Below are 15,242 nucleotides of genomic sequence, written 5' to 3' on the forward strand. Positions count from 1 at the left end.
AATGTCGAACTTAGTGACCAATGTTGGACACGCCCATGGTCATGACCATGGGCACGATGACCATCACCACGACTCGGGCGAGATGACCGTCTACGGTTTCTGGCTCTACCTGATGACCGACTGCATCCTGTTTGCGTCGATCTTCGCGGTGTACGCGGTACTGGTGAACAACGTGGCCGGCGGACCGTCGGGCCACGACATCTTCGAACTGCCTTACGTGCTGGGCGAAACCGCTCTGCTGCTGTTCAGTTCGATCACCTACGGCTTCGCCATGCTGGCGTTGTACAAGGGCAAGAAGCAGCAGGTGCTGGGTTGGCTGTTCATGACCTTCCTGCTGGGCGCGGGCTTCATCGCCATGGAGATCAACGAGTTCCACCTGCTGATCTCCGAAGGCTTCGGCCCTAACCGTTCGGGCTTCCTGTCCGGGTTCTTCACCCTGGTCGGCACCCACGGCCTGCACGTTTCCGCCGGTCTGATCTGGATGGCGGTGATGATGTACCAGGTCAACAAACATGGCCTGACGTCGACCAACAAGACCCGCCTGAGCTGCCTGAGCCTGTTCTGGCACTTCCTGGACGTGGTCTGGATCTGCGTCTTCACCGTCGTCTACCTGATGGGGACCCTGTAATGGCTAATGCACACTCCCATGACAGCCACGATGCTGGCCACGGCAGCGTAAAGTCTTACGCCATCGGCTTCATCCTGTCGGTGATCCTGACCGTCATCCCGTTCGGCCTGGTGATGTACCCAAGCCTGCCGAAGGCGACGACGCTGGCGATCGTCCTGCTGTTCGCGGTGATCCAGGTGATCGTTCACCTGTATTACTTCCTGCACCTGGACCGTTCCGCGGCGCAGCGCAACAACGTGATTGCGTTCGTCTTCACGGCCATCGTGATTCTGCTGCTGGTCGGCTTGTCGCTGTGGATCATGTTCAGCATCCACACGTTCATGATGGCGAAGTGAGGTAGACCCGATGTCGCTCAAGCACTTTATCCAAATCACCAAACCGGGGATCATTTTCGGTAACGTGCTTTCGGTGGCAGGCGGGTTCTTCCTGGCCTCCAAAGGGCATGTCGATCTGGCCGTGTTCCTGGCGGCCATGATCGGCACCTCCCTGGTCGTGGCCTCCGGTTGCGTGTTCAACAACTGCATCGACCGCGACATCGACCTGAAGATGGAGCGCACCAAGAACCGGGTGCTGGTTCAGGGGCTCGTGTCCCTGAAACTGGCCCTGGCCTATGCGACCGTCCTGGGTGTCGCCGGCGTTGCGTTGCTGTACAAGGTGGCCAACCCGTTGGCTGCCCTGTTCGCCGTGATCGGCTTCATCATCTACGTCGGCTTCTACAGCCTGTACCTCAAGCGCAAGTCGGTTCACGGCACGCTGGTGGGCAGTCTGTCGGGCGCCATGCCGCCGGTGATCGGTTACGTGGCCGTGAGCAACAGCTTCGACATGGCTGCGCTGACCCTGCTGGTGATGTTCAGCCTGTGGCAGATGCCGCATTCCTACGCCATCGCGATCTTCCGCTTCAAGGATTACCAGGCCGCATCGATTCCGGTGCTGCCGGTGAAGCGCGGGATCGAGACGGCCAAGAAGCACATCCTGATCTACATCCTGGCGTTCCTGGCGGCGACCCTGATGCTGACCCTGAGCGGCTACGCCGGCATGAGCTACTTCGCCGTCGCTGCGGCCATGGGCATGTACTGGCTGTACATGGCCTGGACCGGCAACAAGGCCGTGGACGACACCGTCTGGGCACGCAAGCTGTTCGTGTTCTCGATCTTCACCATCACCGCGCTGAGCGTGATGATGTCGGTGGACTTCAAGGTGCCGGGCGACGTGCTGATGACGTACGCGCAGTAAGGTTCGCAGGCTTCAAGAAAAACCCCGCCATCGGAAGATGGACGGGGTTTTTTCTTGCCTGCGTTTCGGTGCCGGGGGAGGGGAATGGCCGGTTGCGCGGTAATGGCAAAAGGCCTAGATTTGGATCCAAACCTGCGGTCCTTCATGCATCGATTCAGAGGCTGGGCGAAATGACGGAAAGGCTGACCTGCGACGAACGTTTCATTGCACTGGCGAAAGAACTGAACTTCGACATCTATGGCGAGAACTCCAGCGGCGGCAACTATGCGCCGCTGATCCGCCATCACGACGAGCTGTACATCAGCGGGCTGGTGCCGCGCACCCACGGCCAGATCCAGTACCCGGGCCGGGTCGGCCTGGAGCTGACGCTCAAGGATGCGCAGGCCGCCGCCAGCATCAGCGCGATGCGCGCGCTGGCGTTGATCGTCGATGCCGTCGGCTCGCTGGACAAGGTCAAGGCGCTGCTGCGGGTCACGGTCTACGTGAAGTCCACGGCGGACTTCGTCGACCTGAGCGAAGTGGCCAACGGCGCATCGGATGTGTTCAGCCACGTGTTCGGCGATGTCGGCCGGCACACCCGCACCACAGTCGGCGTGTATCAGTTGCCCAAGAACGCGGCCATCGAAGTGGACATGATCGCGGCGCTGCATCCGTCGGCCTGACCGCCGCACAGCAAAAAGCCCCGCCTGGATTCCAGAGCGGGGCTTTTTCGTCAGAGCGGTTTACTGCGCGGCGATGCTGTAGCCGTCGAACGCGGTCTGCTGCTGCAGGGCGGTGATGATGTTCTTGCGGTTGACCGCCTGCTCGGTGCCGGCGTTGTCGATGAAGGTCTCGCTCTCCAGCTCGGCCTCGTCGCCTTCGCCGGTGAAGGTGAAGCCGAGGAACTCCAGCGCCTCGCGGTCCATGCTCAGGCGCGAGCGCGGGGTGCGCATCGGCAGGGTCACGCTGACGCCGTCCTTGCTGATGCTGAACACTTCGGCGTCTTTCTTGGCCCGTGCGGCCTTGCCCTTGCCGCCGCTCGGATTGCTGATGGCCTGGTGGGTCTGGTTCAGGACCTTGAGGGCCAGGCCGTAGACGATTTCCTGGAACGCCGGATCGTCCTTGAAGCTGGACAGGATACGGCTGATCGGGAACTTGCTGCTCAAGTCTTCGAGGGCGGCGGTGTCGGCGGCTTCGGCGTCCTTCAGGCGCTTGAGCTGGCCCATCAGTTCATAGGCCTGGTCGTCATCGAAGCGGTCGTGGGCCTGACGGATAGCCGCGCGCAGCTCACGGATCTGCTCGCTTTCGCGGGTGGACTGGAACGCGTCCAGCACCATTTCGCTGATGGTCTTGGCCTGCGGAAGGTGTTGTGAAAGATTGATGGAGTTTTCGTATTCCGCTTTGGACGACAGAGTGACTACGGATTCAGCGGTGTTGAAATCGGACATTGAAATTTCACTACTTCTTTGACTGGGTGGAGGCGAGAAAGCACGGGGTCTTTTTCCGGGCGCCTAATTTAGGGGAGCGGCGCCGGGTTGTCACGGAGCAGGGCGCCGACGGCGCCGATTATTTGCCCGCTGCGTGCTGTGTCACCGAACGCAGCATCGATTGCTCGGCGCTCTGCGGATTGACCTGCAGGGCAAAGCGGAACGTCGCCCCGCGCCCCGGCGCATCGAGCAGGCGGATCTCGCTGCCGTGCAACTGCAGGATGCGATGCACGATGCGCAGGCCCAGCCCCCCGTCCCGGCGTGCGCCGCCGATGTTGAACGGGCGCAGGAACAGGCCTTCGCGCAGTTCCGGCGCAATGCCGGGGCCGGTGTCGCTGACCGTGACCTCGACCTGCGCACCCTGCGGCGTGAGCGCAAGCTCGATGTCCCCGCCCGGCGGGGTGTGGCGCAAGGCATTGTCCACCAGGTTGGTCAGCACCCGCTCGATGAGGCCGAGGTCTGCGCAGACCGCCGGCAAGCCGGCGGTGAAGTCGGCCTTGAGGCTGACCTGGCGGGCCTCTGCGCCCAGCTCGAACTTCTGGAACACATCCTGCACCAGGTCGGTCAGCGAAAAGCGTTCCAGCACCGGTTGCACGAAGCCGTGCTCCAGGCGCACCAGTTCCAGCAGCGATTGCGCGAGGCCGCCGACCTTGCGGCTCTGGTCGAGGGCGATGCCCAGGTAGCGGCGGCGTTCCTGCGCCGATAGCGTGGCGTCCTTGAGCGACAGGGTTTCCAGGTAGCCGTGCAGGGAAGCCAGCGGCGTGCGCAGGTCATGGGAGATGTTCGCCACCAGCTCGCGGCGCTCCTGATCCTGGCGGGTCAATGAACGCCACTGTTCGCCGAGCCGGGCCTGCATCTGCCGGAAGGCGTTGTCGAGCACGGCGATCTCGTCGTGTCCGGCGGACTTGTCCACAACCGGCGGGCCGTTGTCTTGCGACGCTGTGCGCGGCGCACCGTCGATGTCGAAGCGGCTGACGGTGTCGGTCAGCCGCCGCAACGGACGGGTGATCAGGTTGAACGCCACGAGACCGGCGACCAGGCACAGCAGCGCCACCAGCCCGATGGACAGCAGGGCGGTGTTCAGGGCGGCGCTGGTGGCGCCGCGTTCGGCGTAGCGGTCGTGCGCCTCGCTGAGCAGCACCACGTAGAGATAGCCGGACGGCTTGCCGTCGACCTGCAGCGGCGCGGCGCTGAACACCTTGCGGCCGTCGACGCTGCGCGGGTCGTCGCCGAGGATCGGCAGCGGCTGGTCGTCGAGCAGCCGCCGAACCGGGGCGAGGTCGACCGTCTGCCTGCGCAGCCGGCCTTCGGGGGCAGCGTTGCCGACGATCCGGCCGGCGTTGTCGAGCAGGTACACCTCGACGCTGGGGTTGACCAGCATCAGCTGGCTGAACAGCTCGCGCACGGCGCCGGGCATCAGGCCGTGGCTGTCCATCAGCACGGTGTCGCGGGCGATGTGCCGGGCCAGGTCGCGGGACAGCCCCTGTACCACTTCCAGTTCGTGCATCTGGCTGGAGCGCACCTGCAGCCAGGCCGAAGTGCCGCAGCACACCAGCAGCAGGGCGGCGAACACCAGCGACAGGCGCTGCGTGAGGGTCAGTCTCATGGCAGGTCCGCGCTGGCGCTGAACTTGTAGCCGCGTCCCCACACCGTAAGGATGCGACGGGGGGCGGCGGGATCGGTCTCGATCTTCGACCGCAACCGGTTGATGTGGGTGTTGACCGTGTGCTCATAGCCTTCATGGCTGTAGCCCCAGACGGCGTTGAGCAGATCCATGCGCGAGAACACCTTGCCCGGCTGGCGGGCGAAGAAGTACAGCAGGTCGAACTCCCGCGGCGGCAGATCCAGCCGCTGGCCGTTGAGCAGCACCTCGCGGGTGATCGGGTCGATCTCCAGGCCGTCGAGCATCAGGCGCCCGGCGTCCATCTTCAGGTTGCGCGCCATGGCGTCGACCCGGCGCAGCAGGGCCTTGACCCGGGCCACCAGCTCCAGCATCGAGAACGGTTTGGCGAGGTAATCGTCGGCCCCCAGCTCCAGGCCGAGGATGCGGTGCACTTCGCTGGAGCGGGCGCTGGTGATGATGATCGGCGTATAGCGCGCCATGGCCCGGGCGCGGCGGCAGATTTCCAGGCCGTCGACGCCGGGCAGCATCAGGTCGAGGATGAGGGCGTCCCACTGTTCACGCTGCAGCAGGCGCATGCCTTCGGCGCCGTCGGCGCTGTGCACCACCTCGAATTGCTCGTCCCGCAGGTGCAGGCAGATGAGGTCGGCGATGTGCAGGTCGTCCTCGACCACCAGGACGCGTTTGGTCTGTTCCATGAAGCTCATTCCTTCGGCGCGATAGGCGCATTGTGCGGGTTTTCCTCCGGGCGAGTTATCACCAATCGTTTAACTTTCCGTGAGGATTCGGCGATCAACCCAAGCCTAGGCTGTGTTCGTCATCAAGCACTTGGAATCGACGGAGACAGCCATGCTTTCACGGCGACAGATACTGGCAGCGGGCGGCGGGCTGGGGGTTGCGGCCCTGTTGGCGGGTGTATTGCCAAAATTGTCGACCGGCGCCGCGCCGATCGGCGAAGCCCGGGCCGACGAAGCGTTCGACGTTGTCCACAGCGACAGCGAATGGCGCGCGCTGCTCAGCCCCGAGCAATACGACGTGCTGCGCCGCGAAGGCACGGAACGGGCCTACACCAGCCCGCTGAGCGATGAGCACCGCTCCGGCACGTTCGCCTGCGCCGGTTGCGCGCTGGCGCTGTTCTCGTCCGCGACCAAGTTCGACAGCCGCACCGGTTGGCCGAGTTTCTGGGCGCCGCTGGAGCACGCCGTGGCCACGCGCCAGGACCGTTCCTTCGGCATGAGCCGCGAGGAAGTCCACTGCCGGCGGTGCGGCGGGCACCTGGGGCACGTCTTCGACGACGGGCCGAAACCCACCGGCCTGCGCTACTGCATGAACGGCGTGGCCATGACCTTCAACCCCGCGGCGGCATGAACCGTGCCCCGCCCGCGTTTTTCACTGACTACAGGACGATGCCATGTGGCTCTTGGTTCTCGCATATCTGGGCGGCGTGCTGACGATCGTCAGCCCCTGCATCCTGCCGGTTCTGCCCTTTGTCTTCGCTCGCACCGGGCAGCCGTTTTTCAGAAGTGGCTTGCCGCTGTTGGCGGGGATGGCGCTGACCTTCGCCCTGGTCGCCACGCTGGCGGCGGTGGGCGGCGGTTGGGTGGTGCAAGTCAATCAGTACGGGCGCTGGCTCGCGTTGCTGTTCGTTGCACTGTTCGGGCTGACGCTGCTGCTGCCGCGTCTGGCCGAACGCCTGACCCGGCCGCTGGTGTCGGCCGGCAGTCGCCTGTCGGAAGCCGCCGGGCAGGACAGCCGGCCGCGTCCCGGCGCTTCGTTTCTGATCGGCGTCGCCACCGGGTTGCTCTGGGCGCCTTGCGCCGGGCCGATCCTGGGGCTGATCCTGACCGGCGCCGCGCTGCAAGGCGCAAGCATCGCCACCACGCTGTTGCTGCTGGCCTACGCCGCCGGTGCCGCCACTTCGCTGGCCGCGGCCCTGCTGCTGGGCGGTAAGGTCTTTGCGCTGATGAAGCGCTCGATCGGCACCGGCGAGTGGATTCGGCGCGGGCTGGGGGCCGCGATGCTGGCCGGGGTGGCCGCCATCGCGTTGGGCCTCGACACCGGGATTCTGGCGCGGGTGTCCACCGCCTCCACGGGCGGCCTGGAACAGGCGTTGGTCGGCAAGCTGTCCGGACGCTCCGCCAGTGCGAACGGCACGATGACCGCGCAGGTTCCGGCGTCGGACATCCCAGGAAGCGGCGCCATGATGGCGGCCGGCGGCGCAATGAAAATGGCGGCGAAGGCACCGGGCACCTTGCCGGTGGAGGGGCAGTTGCCGGCGCTGGACGGTGCGGTGCAATGGCTAAACTCGCCGCCGCTGGATGCCCAGGCCTTGAAGGGCAAGGTGGTGCTGGTGGATTTCTGGACCTACTCCTGCATCAACTGCCTGCGCACCCTGCCTTACGTAAAAGCATGGGCCGAGAAGTACCGCGACCAGGGGTTGGTGGTGATCGGCGTGCATGCGCCGGAGTTCGCCTTCGAGCGCGACGTGGGCAACGTCACCAAGGCCATGAAGGCGCTGGGCATCCAATACCCGGTGGCCATCGACAACGACTACCGGATCTGGCGGGCCTTCAACAACGAATACTGGCCGGCGCACTACTTTGCCGACGCCCAGGGGCGAATCCGTTACCACCATTTCGGCGAAGGGGACTACGCCGAGTCGGAAAAGGTCATTCAGCAATTGCTGCGCGAAGCCGGTTCGAAGACCGTGGCCGACGGCTTGATCGATGCCGATGCCCAGGGCGTGCAATTGGCGGCGGACATGAATCAGGTGCTGTCGCCGGAAACCTACATCGGCTACCAGCGCGCGGAACATTTCGTACCGGAAACCAGCCTCGTGCCCGACAAGGTAGCGGCTTACAACACCCCGGCCACCCTGGCCTTGAACGACTGGAGCCTCGGCGGGCAATGGGCGGTCGGCGCCGAGCGCGCCACCGCCGACGCACCGGCCGGCCGCATCGTCTATCGCTTCCACGCCCGCGACCTGCACCTGGTGCTGGGCCCGGGCAAGGACGGCAAACCCGTGCGCTTCAAGGTGACCCTCGATGGCCAGGCGCCGGGCGATGCCCACGGTGTCGATGTCGCCCCGGACGGAACCGGCCAGGTGACCGAGCAGCGCCTCTATCAGTTGGTGCGCCAGGCCGATGGCGTGAAGGACCGCACCTTCAGCATCGAGTTCCTCGATCCGGGCGTGTCGGCCTACGCCTTTACCTTCGGTTGATCAGGAGTCCGCAACATGAAAACCCAAACGATCTGGCGCCGGCTGTTGCTCGGCGTCGCGACAGCCGCGGTGGTGGGGCAGTGCTCGGCATTCTCCTTCGGTGCCGAGCAAGGGGTGGTCATTCCGCCGCCGGCCCTCGATGAGAACACCCAGGCCCACAGCGAGACGGCGGTGTTCGCCGGCGGCTGCTTCTGGGGCGTCCAGGGCGTTTTCCAGCACGTCAAAGGGGTGAGGAACGCCGTGTCCGGCTATGCCGGCGGCGCGGCGGACACGGCAGAGTACGAGCGGGTCAGCGAGGGCGATACCGGCCATGCGGAATCGGTGCAGGTCACCTTCGACCCCACGCAGGTCAGCTACGGCAGCCTGTTGCAGATCTACTTCTCGGTGGCCCACAACCCCACCGAGCTCAACCGGCAGGGGCCGGACAGCGGCACGCAATACCGCTCTGCGCTGTTTCCGCTCAATGCCGAACAGCAACGGGTGGCCCAGGCCTACATCGCCCAGCTCGATGGGACGCATGCCTTCGGCAAACCGATCGTGACCCGGCTGGAAACCTACAACGGCTTCTACCCGGCGGAGGACTATCACCAGGACTTCCTGACGGAACACCCGAGCTATCCCTACATCGTGATCAACGACCTGCCGAAGGTGGCGCAGTTGAAGCAGTTGTTCGCCCAGCGCTATCAGGAGAAACCGGTGCTGGTCAAAGGCGGGTCGTGATTACAGGTCGCCGGTCAGCGCTTGCCCCACGTCTGCATCGCAAACTCGACGAAGCGCCGCAGCTTCGGCAGCCGGTAGCGATCCGGCGCATACAGCAGGTGCAACGGGCGGCTAGGCGGTTGGTAATCGGGGATCACCGTGATCAGTTTGCCGTCCCGCAAGTCCTGCTCGACCAGGGCATCGGGCAGCATCACGATGCCCATGCCGGTGCGGGCCGCCTGATGCAGCCCGGCAGAGGTGTTCATCAGCATCGGGCCGCTGACGTCGATCATGATTTCTCCGTCCGGCCCGCTCAGGCGCCAGCGCTTCTCCACCGATTGCCAGTCATCGCCGGCAGGGTAGGCGAACGACAGGCAATCGTGCTGCTGCAGGTCTTCGGGCGTATGCGGCATGCCGCGCCGGGCCACGTACTCGGGGGAGGCGCACACGGTCAGGGTGTAATCGATCAGTGGCCGGGCGATCAGGTTCGATTGCTCGAAATGGCCAAGCCGGAACGCCACATCGAGGCCGCTTTCCAGCAGGTCCGGACGGCGGTTGGTCAGCACCACATCCAGTTTGACCTGCGGGCACTGCAGGGAAAACTCGCTCAATGCCGGGGCCAGGCGCTCGACGCCGAAGGTCAGCGGTGCGGTGATGCGCAAGAGTCCGCACGGCTCGTCCACCGTCTGTTCGGCGAGGCGTTCGGAGTCCTTGACGAGCCCCAGCACCTCAAGGCACCGCTGGTAGTAGAGCGAGCCGAACTCGGTCAGCCGCTGGCGGCGGGTGGTGCGTTGCAGCAGTTGCACGCCGAGCCGCTGCTCCAACGCCCGCAGGTGATTGCCGACCATGGTCGTGGACATTTCGCATTGCAGGGCTGCCGCGGTCATGCTGCCGGCTTCCACGACTTTGACGTAGACGCTCATCGACTGGAACAGATCCATTATCAAGCCCTGCTTCTAAATGATTGAAGTGTTGCCGAGTTTATCCAGCTCTGGTGGCTAACCATACTGCAAACACACCGACCTTCACTGGAGTTTGAAGTCATGACCGCCGCCCTGATGAACACCTACCAACCGCTGGCCCTAAGTTTCATCAAGGGACTGGGCACACGACTGTGGGATCAGGCCGGTCGCGAATACCTGGACGCGGTGGCCGGTGTGGCGGTGACCAACGTCGGCCACTCGCACCCGCGCATCGTTTCGGCGATCAGCGAACAGGCCGGATTGCTGCTGCACACCTCCAACCTGTACAGCATCGACTGGCAGCAACGGCTGGCGCAGAAACTGACGCAACTGTCCGGCATGGAGCGAGCGTTCTTCAACAATTCCGGGGCCGAGGCCAACGAAACCGCGCTGAAGCTGGCGCGGCTCTACGGCTGGCGCAAAGGCATCGAGCAGCCGTTGGTGGTGGTAATGGCCAACGCTTTCCACGGCCGCACGCTGGGCACCTTGTCGGCCAGCGACGGTCCGGCGGTGCGCCTCGGTTTCAATGACCTGCCGGGGGATTTCATCAAGGTGCCGTTCGGCGACCTGGCTGCGTTGGATCAGGTGCAACGCCAGCACGGCGCACGGATCGTGGCTGTCCTGATGGAGCCGATCCAGGGCGAAAGCGGTGTGCAGACCGCGCCGCCCGGTTATCTCAAGGCCCTGCGCGAGCAGTGCGACCGTCATGCCTGGCTGTTGATGCTCGACGAGATCCAGACCGGCATCGGCCGCACCGGCCGCTGGTTCGCGTTCCAGCACGAAGGCATCGTTCCGGATGTCATGACGCTGGCCAAAGGCCTGGGCAACGGCGTGCCCATCGGCGCCTGTCTGGCGCGGGGGCGGGCGGCCGACCTGTTCACCCCGGGCAGCCACGGCAGCACCTTCGGCGGCAACCCGCTGGCGTGCCGGGTCGCCTGCACGGTGCTCGACATCATCGAAGAACAAGGGCTGCTGGAAAACGCCAGGGTACAGGGCGAACGCCTGTTGACCCGGCTGCGCTCAGAGCTGGCGGACAACCCCAACGTGCTGGCGATACGCGGGCAGGGGCTGATGATCGGCATCGAACTCAAGCAGCCGATCCGCGACCTGACGCTGATTGCGGCACGGGATCACGGATTGCTGATCAACGTCACCCGCGGCAAGACCATCCGGCTGCTGCCGCCGCTGACGCTCGATGAGCGGGAGGTGGGGATGATTGTCAGAGGGGTGGGGCGGGTGATCGCCTCGATGTGAAGCTGGGGCGGGCAGTGTGTCATGCACTGCCCGCAAACCGGATGATTTCACCGCGCCCCCAGAGCACCACCTTCTCCCCCGCAAACCCCTCAAACAACTGCCGGTGCGCGGCCCATCCGTCCGTGCCTTCCCGGTCTCGGTAGCCGACGGCCCACGCCAACATCGCGGCCAGGCGCGGATCGTCCGGGGGCGAGCCGCGTTCCCGTTGGCGGATGTTGGCCACGCATTCCGCGTCGGCGGTGCGCAGCCAGATCAGCGCCGTCGCGCGGTCGAGCAATTCACTGACGAACACCTCGTACACGCCTTCGATCACCCAGCGTTCCTGGCTGGCGGCGAGTCGGGCCATGCCCATCGCTTCGCCGCGGGGGCGGGGGATGCTGTGTTCGTCGGACAGCCAGTGGATAAGGTCGAGCTCGATCCACGGCGCGTCCAGGTGCGCGGCCAGGCGTCGGGCCAGCCAGCTCTTGCCGGCGCCCGAGTTGCCGATGATGAGGGTGCGTGTGAGGTTCATGGGCATGCTTCGGCCCTGCGGCGTCCGTGCTGGCGCCATCGCCAGCAGGCTGGCTCCTGCAGTGAGCGTCTGCGGTGCCGTGGTTCTAATCAGGATAGTCCGACAGGTCGGGCGCCAGCATCCGAGTCTTGGCTGCGCCGTTGGCGTTGTGCTGGATGATGTCCTGTGGCTGTCCTGCCTCGTTGAAGAACACCTGGCCGATCCCCGCCGAGTTCCACAGGCGCTCGCCCGCTTCGGCGTGTTCGGGGACGTAGGGCACGATGCGCATGCGGCGGCGCTTGGTCAGCCAGTTCAGCGGCGAGCGCGGCGAGTAGAGCCAGCGGTTGAGGCGGTCGAACCATTCCAGCAGGGCGGGCGGGAATTCGTTCTTGATGCCGCTGCTGGTGATCTGCCAGATCCGCGGGCCGGCCTTGCGGTGTCGGATGAGCACTTCGTAGACGAAGGAATAATGCACATCGCCGGACAGCACCACGTAACTGCCGGGCGTGCGCGAGTGTCGGAAAATGTTCAGGATCACCTGGGCCGCACCGCGATGGGCCATCCAGTTTTCCGCGTCCACCAGCAAGGGGTAGCCGCACCAGCTGAACACCCGCTGCACGGTCTCGATCAGTTTCACGCCGAACACCGGCGCCGGTGACACGATGATCGCCGACGGGTGATCGAGCAGTTCCTGCTGCAGCTCGCACAGGGCTTCCCAGTCCAGCAGGCCCGAGGGTTGCTTGAGCGAGCGTTCGCTGCGCCAGCGGCGGGTGCGGGTGTCGAGCACCACCAGCGCCGGGGTGCTCGGCAGCACGTAGTGCCAGCGCTGGAAACGCAGCAGGTCGTCGATCAGCGCATCCTGCGCCGGGCTGTCGAGGTGACGGCCCTCGCCGTCGGTGCCCAGGCGGCGGGCCTTCTCCAGCGGATCCTTGAAGGCGTCCGGATTGTTGCCCCAGCCCTGGCACAGCAGGTAGGCGATCAGCGCATTGCCGATGATGCGCTTGGAGAACGGATGGCCGTAGGCCGTTTCCTCCCATTGCGCAGACAGGTTCCAGTCGTCGGTGATGTCGTGGTCGTCGAAGATCATCAGGCTCGGCAAGTGCGCCAGCGCCCGCGCCACGTTGCCCAGGCCGGCCTTGAAGCCGTCGATGCGCACCTGTTCGAGGGCGTAGCGCTTGAGCCGGTCCGGCGTCAGTGCCGGCGGCTGCGGATCGATCAGCGTCCACGGCACCGGCGACCACACCAGCAGGTACATCGCCATGACTTCGGCGAACGTCACCAGATGGTTGTCGGCGTTGCTGCTGGTGAAGATCGGCTTGCGCGCCCCGCCGAAGAAGCGCTCGCGCAATGTCTCGTTGCTCTCGAGCGCCGGCAGCAGGTCCGCGCGGTGGTAGTAGCTGGCCGGATGTTCGTAGAGCCGGGCGCTGTCGCTGACCACGGCGCCTTCGAGGTGCTCGCCGAACAGGCCCAGGCGTTCGATCAAGGCATGGATCGCGCGCAGCATCGGCCCGGCGACGTCATCGGCGTAGATCTGGTCGCCGGTCATCATTAGCAGGGCCGGGCGTTGCGCAGGGTCGGTTTCGGCCGCCAGCAGTCGGTCGACGCATAGCAGGCCGTCGGCGGCCTTGTGGTGCGGCTTGCGGCAGGAGCCGTGGAGCAACTGGTCGATGCGCGAGCGCAGGACGAAGTCCGGCGAATCGGCGTTGCCGTAGAGCAGGTGAGGGGCCCACTCGGCGATCGGCTGCAGGCCATCGATCAGCAGGTCATAAGCGATGCGGGTGTCGCAGGGCAGCGGGGCCTGCAGGGCGACGTCGATCAGGTGGATAAACGCCCGGGCGCCGACGGGCACGACGGTGCACGCCGTCCCGTCGAGCGGGATGTCGCCCACGCCATCAAGGTGCAAGGTCAGCGACAGCGGCCGGGTGCCCACCAGCCACATCACCAGCCGAGAGGGCTCCAGCCGCCGCAGCAGCGGGCCGGCCAACACAGGGGGCAGCGGGGTCAACTCATCGAGGGGCATCGTGGATCGGGCTCTGGGCGCACAGGCCGGCGATCATAGCGCAGCCGGCGCCCGACACCCTTAAACCAGGCTTAAGATTTGACCTTCTGCAGCTTCAGGTTCAGCAGGCGCCAATCGGCGTACCCGGACTCTTTGCCGGCCACTTGCTGCAGCGAGCAGTCATAGCGGTAGCTGACATCGTCGCCGAGCATGTTACGGGCGGTGACGGTATTGCTGATGGTGTAGGTCTGATCCTTGTACCGCGTGCTCTGGGTCGAGGACGGATTGGCGATCACCGCCGAGGCAGGAAAGCGCATGGCGTTCATGATGAAGGGCGCGCACATCACCGAGGCCAGCAGGGACTTGTCGGCGTTCGGGTCTTTGCCGATCCGTTTGCGCAGCGCGGCGAATTCCTTGCCGGCGGTGTCCTGCACCTTCTTCTCGGACACCGCTGCCGTCAGACGTTTACTGAAATTGGGCAGGAGCGCGGACTCGGGCGGCGAAGGCTCGTTCTGCGGTTCGCCGGCGACATAGGCCGGAAGGTCGTCGGCCTCCGGGAGCAGCGCGACATCGGAGACCGACTCGGCCTCTTGCTCCACCACTTCCTCCGGTGCTGCCCTTTCGGCGCGGTGCGGCGACGGGAACAGCGAAAAGGTGATCGACAGCATCACCAGGCCCACGATGAAACCGCCCGCCGCACCCACCAGGTTGCTGTAGAACAGGTTCCAGCCGCCGCGGTTCTTCACCACCCAGCGCCACATGAAACCCCAGGCCGCCAAAAACACGAGTAAACGCAGAAACTCCATTCGATCCTTTCCTTGAATTGCCTATCGCCCCGCATCGGTGTCTGCCGGGCAGGGTGCTGAAGATGGGTGGCAAGATATCAGAACGACAGAGTCTCGCCACGCAGACATTCACCGAAGAGGCAGGCGTCAGAGCACGTCTTTCAGATAGCCCTTGATCGCCAGCACGGGCGCGTGCAACTGCTCAAGCGAATCGGCTCGGCCGATGCCCGCCGACAGCCTGTGCAGTTCGCGCCCCAACGGCTTCTCCGCACCGCCCAGGGCGTCCAGCGCCAGGTCCAGGCACTCGTGCAGCTTCACTCGGATGGCGTCCACGTCATTGCGGCGCACCAGCAGTTCGAATACGTCCCTCTGGTAATCGCCCATCACCAGATCGTCCCGCAGGATCGGGCTCAGGCCTTCTTCCTCATAGGCCAGCTTGAGGGAGAACAGGGCGACGGTTTCCAGTGACGTTTCCATGGTGAGGATCCTTACGCCGCGTGCCGCGGGGGAGGGGGGCGGCCGCCAAAAGTAGAAAAGGTCCTGCAAAACAAGACCTTTTCTACTTTTGGTGCCCGAGAGGGGCTCGAAAATACCTGCTGCTATAGGCGACTGTCGACACAGGCTGTGTAAAAGGGAAAAGAATTTCTAAACGGGGGTTGACGGCCAATTTCAATGCTGTACTATTCGCCTCCCGCTAACGAGCAGCTCGAAGCTGATCTTAGTTAAGCAGTTGATTTTGTTGATGAAATTAAAGCTTTTAAGGGTGTTGCAAAAAGAGGTGAAGCATGTAGAATGCGCGCCTCGGTCGAGACGAAAGGCTTGACCAACCGCTCTTTAACAACTGAATCAAGCAATTCGTGTGGGTGCTTGTGGAGTCAGACTGAC

General features: G+C 64.7%; 16 protein-coding genes. 8 read left to right on the forward strand and 8 right to left on the reverse strand.

What is annotated here, in order from left to right:
* The first annotated feature begins 1 nt into the window (after window position 1).
* From CAG33_RS24370 to CAG33_RS24385, 4 genes are all read left to right on the forward strand, one after another.
* A complete protein-coding gene (locus tag CAG33_RS24370; protein ID WP_085584902.1) occupies window positions 2-628 on the forward strand; it encodes a cytochrome o ubiquinol oxidase subunit III in 627 nt (208 codons plus the stop codon).
* On the forward strand, window positions 628-963 hold the full coding sequence (gene cyoD, locus CAG33_RS24375; RefSeq protein ID WP_085584904.1) for a cytochrome o ubiquinol oxidase subunit IV: 336 nt from the start codon (window positions 628-630) through the stop codon (window positions 961-963). Before CAG33_RS24370 ends, cyoD begins: the two co-directional genes overlap by 1 nt.
* Window positions 964-973: 10 nt before the next feature.
* Window positions 974-1,861, forward strand: coding sequence for a heme o synthase (gene cyoE / locus CAG33_RS24380; RefSeq protein WP_085584906.1), 888 nt, complete (start codon window positions 974-976; stop codon window positions 1,859-1,861).
* A gap of 170 nt (window positions 1,862-2,031) precedes the next feature.
* Window positions 2,032-2,523: a RidA family protein gene (locus tag CAG33_RS24385; RefSeq protein ID WP_085584908.1), complete on the forward strand. Its 492-nt coding sequence runs from the start codon at window positions 2,032-2,034 to the stop codon at window positions 2,521-2,523.
* Window positions 2,524-2,583: 60 nt separating this feature from the next.
* On the opposite strand, the gene CAG33_RS24390 is transcribed toward CAG33_RS24385, so the two are convergent.
* The 3 genes from CAG33_RS24390 to CAG33_RS24400 form a co-directional block, all read right to left on the reverse strand.
* Window positions 2,584-3,288, reverse strand: a complete 705-nt coding sequence (locus CAG33_RS24390; RefSeq protein ID WP_085584910.1) for a hypothetical protein — start codon at window positions 3,286-3,288, stop codon at window positions 2,584-2,586.
* A 118-nt stretch (window positions 3,289-3,406) separates the two neighbouring features.
* A complete protein-coding gene (locus CAG33_RS24395; protein ID WP_085640828.1) occupies window positions 3,407-4,933 on the reverse strand; it encodes a HAMP domain-containing sensor histidine kinase in 1,527 nt (508 codons plus the stop codon).
* Window positions 4,930-5,646: a response regulator transcription factor gene (locus CAG33_RS24400; protein WP_085584914.1), complete on the reverse strand. Its 717-nt coding sequence runs from the start codon at window positions 5,644-5,646 to the stop codon at window positions 4,930-4,932. The genes CAG33_RS24395 and CAG33_RS24400 overlap by 4 nt, the downstream gene beginning before the upstream one ends.
* A gap of 151 nt (window positions 5,647-5,797) precedes the next feature.
* On the opposite strand from CAG33_RS24400, the gene msrB reads away from it, so the two are divergent.
* From msrB to msrA, 3 genes are read left to right on the forward strand one after another with little or no spacing between them, the layout of a single operon-like run.
* Window positions 5,798-6,316: a peptide-methionine (R)-S-oxide reductase MsrB gene (msrB, locus tag CAG33_RS24405; RefSeq protein ID WP_085640830.1), complete on the forward strand. Its 519-nt coding sequence runs from the start codon at window positions 5,798-5,800 to the stop codon at window positions 6,314-6,316.
* A gap of 43 nt (window positions 6,317-6,359) precedes the next feature.
* Window positions 6,360-8,168: a cytochrome c biogenesis protein DipZ gene (locus tag CAG33_RS24410; RefSeq protein ID WP_085640832.1), complete on the forward strand. Its 1,809-nt coding sequence runs from the start codon at window positions 6,360-6,362 to the stop codon at window positions 8,166-8,168.
* 15 nt (window positions 8,169-8,183) lie between these two features.
* The gene (gene msrA, locus CAG33_RS24415) at window positions 8,184-8,888 is read left to right on the forward strand and encodes a peptide-methionine (S)-S-oxide reductase MsrA (protein ID WP_085584920.1); all 705 of its coding nucleotides are present in this window, start codon (window positions 8,184-8,186) and stop codon (window positions 8,886-8,888) included.
* 14 nt (window positions 8,889-8,902) lie between these two features.
* Here msrA and CAG33_RS24420 read toward each other — a convergent pair whose 3' ends face one another.
* Window positions 8,903-9,808 carry a LysR family transcriptional regulator gene (locus CAG33_RS24420; RefSeq protein WP_085640834.1) on the reverse strand — a complete coding sequence of 302 codons (906 nt, stop codon included), beginning with the start codon at window positions 9,806-9,808 and terminating at the stop codon, window positions 8,903-8,905.
* Window positions 9,809-9,910: 102 nt separating this feature from the next.
* Between CAG33_RS24420 and CAG33_RS24425 the strand changes: the two genes are divergently transcribed.
* Complete coding sequence (locus CAG33_RS24425) at window positions 9,911-11,083, forward strand: aspartate aminotransferase family protein (protein WP_085634085.1); 1,173 nt, start codon at window positions 9,911-9,913, stop codon at window positions 11,081-11,083.
* A 19-nt stretch (window positions 11,084-11,102) separates the two neighbouring features.
* Here the strand turns inward: CAG33_RS24425 and CAG33_RS24430 are convergent, their stop codons facing one another.
* From CAG33_RS24430 to CAG33_RS24445, 4 genes are all read right to left on the reverse strand, one after another.
* Window positions 11,103-11,594, reverse strand: coding sequence for an adenylate kinase (locus CAG33_RS24430; RefSeq protein WP_085640836.1), 492 nt, complete (start codon window positions 11,592-11,594; stop codon window positions 11,103-11,105).
* Between the two features lie 85 nt (window positions 11,595-11,679).
* On the reverse strand, window positions 11,680-13,593 hold the full coding sequence (locus CAG33_RS24435) for an alkaline phosphatase D family protein (RefSeq protein WP_085640838.1): 1,914 nt from the start codon (window positions 13,591-13,593) through the stop codon (window positions 11,680-11,682).
* A gap of 71 nt (window positions 13,594-13,664) precedes the next feature.
* On the reverse strand, window positions 13,665-14,378 hold the full coding sequence (locus CAG33_RS24440) for a hypothetical protein (protein ID WP_085584929.1): 714 nt from the start codon (window positions 14,376-14,378) through the stop codon (window positions 13,665-13,667).
* A 126-nt stretch (window positions 14,379-14,504) separates the two neighbouring features.
* Window positions 14,505-14,834, reverse strand: coding sequence for a hypothetical protein (locus CAG33_RS24445; protein WP_085584931.1), 330 nt, complete (start codon window positions 14,832-14,834; stop codon window positions 14,505-14,507).
* Between the last annotated feature and the right edge of the window lie 408 nt (window positions 14,835-15,242).

It is taken from the genome of Pseudomonas sp. B3(2017), from assembly GCF_002113595.1.
Taxonomy (GTDB): Bacteria; Pseudomonadota; Gammaproteobacteria; order Pseudomonadales; family Pseudomonadaceae; genus Aquipseudomonas; species Aquipseudomonas ekonensis.

Bases quoted from the DNA above. Each gene is read 5' to 3' on its own strand.
- CAG33_RS24435 (WP_085640838.1), bottom strand. From the start codon at position 13,593: ATGCCCCTCGATGAGTTGACCCCGCTGCCCCCTGTGTTGGCCGGCCCG.
- CAG33_RS24430 (WP_085640836.1), bottom strand. From the start codon at position 11,594: ATGAACCTCACACGCACCCTCATCATCGGCAACTCGGGCGCCGGCAAG.
- CAG33_RS24370 (WP_085584902.1), top strand. From the start codon at position 2: ATGTCGAACTTAGTGACCAATGTTGGACACGCCCATGGTCATGACCAT.
- CAG33_RS24420 (WP_085640834.1), bottom strand. From the start codon at position 9,808: ATGGATCTGTTCCAGTCGATGAGCGTCTACGTCAAAGTCGTGGAAGCC.
- cyoE (WP_085584906.1), top strand. From the start codon at position 974: ATGTCGCTCAAGCACTTTATCCAAATCACCAAACCGGGGATCATTTTC.
- cyoD (WP_085584904.1), top strand. From the start codon at position 628: ATGGCTAATGCACACTCCCATGACAGCCACGATGCTGGCCACGGCAGC.
- CAG33_RS24440 (WP_085584929.1), bottom strand. From the start codon at position 14,378: ATGGAGTTTCTGCGTTTACTCGTGTTTTTGGCGGCCTGGGGTTTCATG.
- CAG33_RS24445 (WP_085584931.1), bottom strand. From the start codon at position 14,834: ATGGAAACGTCACTGGAAACCGTCGCCCTGTTCTCCCTCAAGCTGGCC.
- msrA (WP_085584920.1), top strand. From the start codon at position 8,184: ATGAAAACCCAAACGATCTGGCGCCGGCTGTTGCTCGGCGTCGCGACA.
- CAG33_RS24425 (WP_085634085.1), top strand. From the start codon at position 9,911: ATGACCGCCGCCCTGATGAACACCTACCAACCGCTGGCCCTAAGTTTC.
- CAG33_RS24400 (WP_085584914.1), bottom strand. From the start codon at position 5,646: ATGGAACAGACCAAACGCGTCCTGGTGGTCGAGGACGACCTGCACATC.
- msrB (WP_085640830.1), top strand. From the start codon at position 5,798: ATGCTTTCACGGCGACAGATACTGGCAGCGGGCGGCGGGCTGGGGGTT.
- CAG33_RS24395 (WP_085640828.1), bottom strand. From the start codon at position 4,933: ATGAGACTGACCCTCACGCAGCGCCTGTCGCTGGTGTTCGCCGCCCTG.
- CAG33_RS24390 (WP_085584910.1), bottom strand. From the start codon at position 3,288: ATGTCCGATTTCAACACCGCTGAATCCGTAGTCACTCTGTCGTCCAAA.
- CAG33_RS24385 (WP_085584908.1), top strand. From the start codon at position 2,032: ATGACGGAAAGGCTGACCTGCGACGAACGTTTCATTGCACTGGCGAAA.
- CAG33_RS24410 (WP_085640832.1), top strand. From the start codon at position 6,360: ATGTGGCTCTTGGTTCTCGCATATCTGGGCGGCGTGCTGACGATCGTC.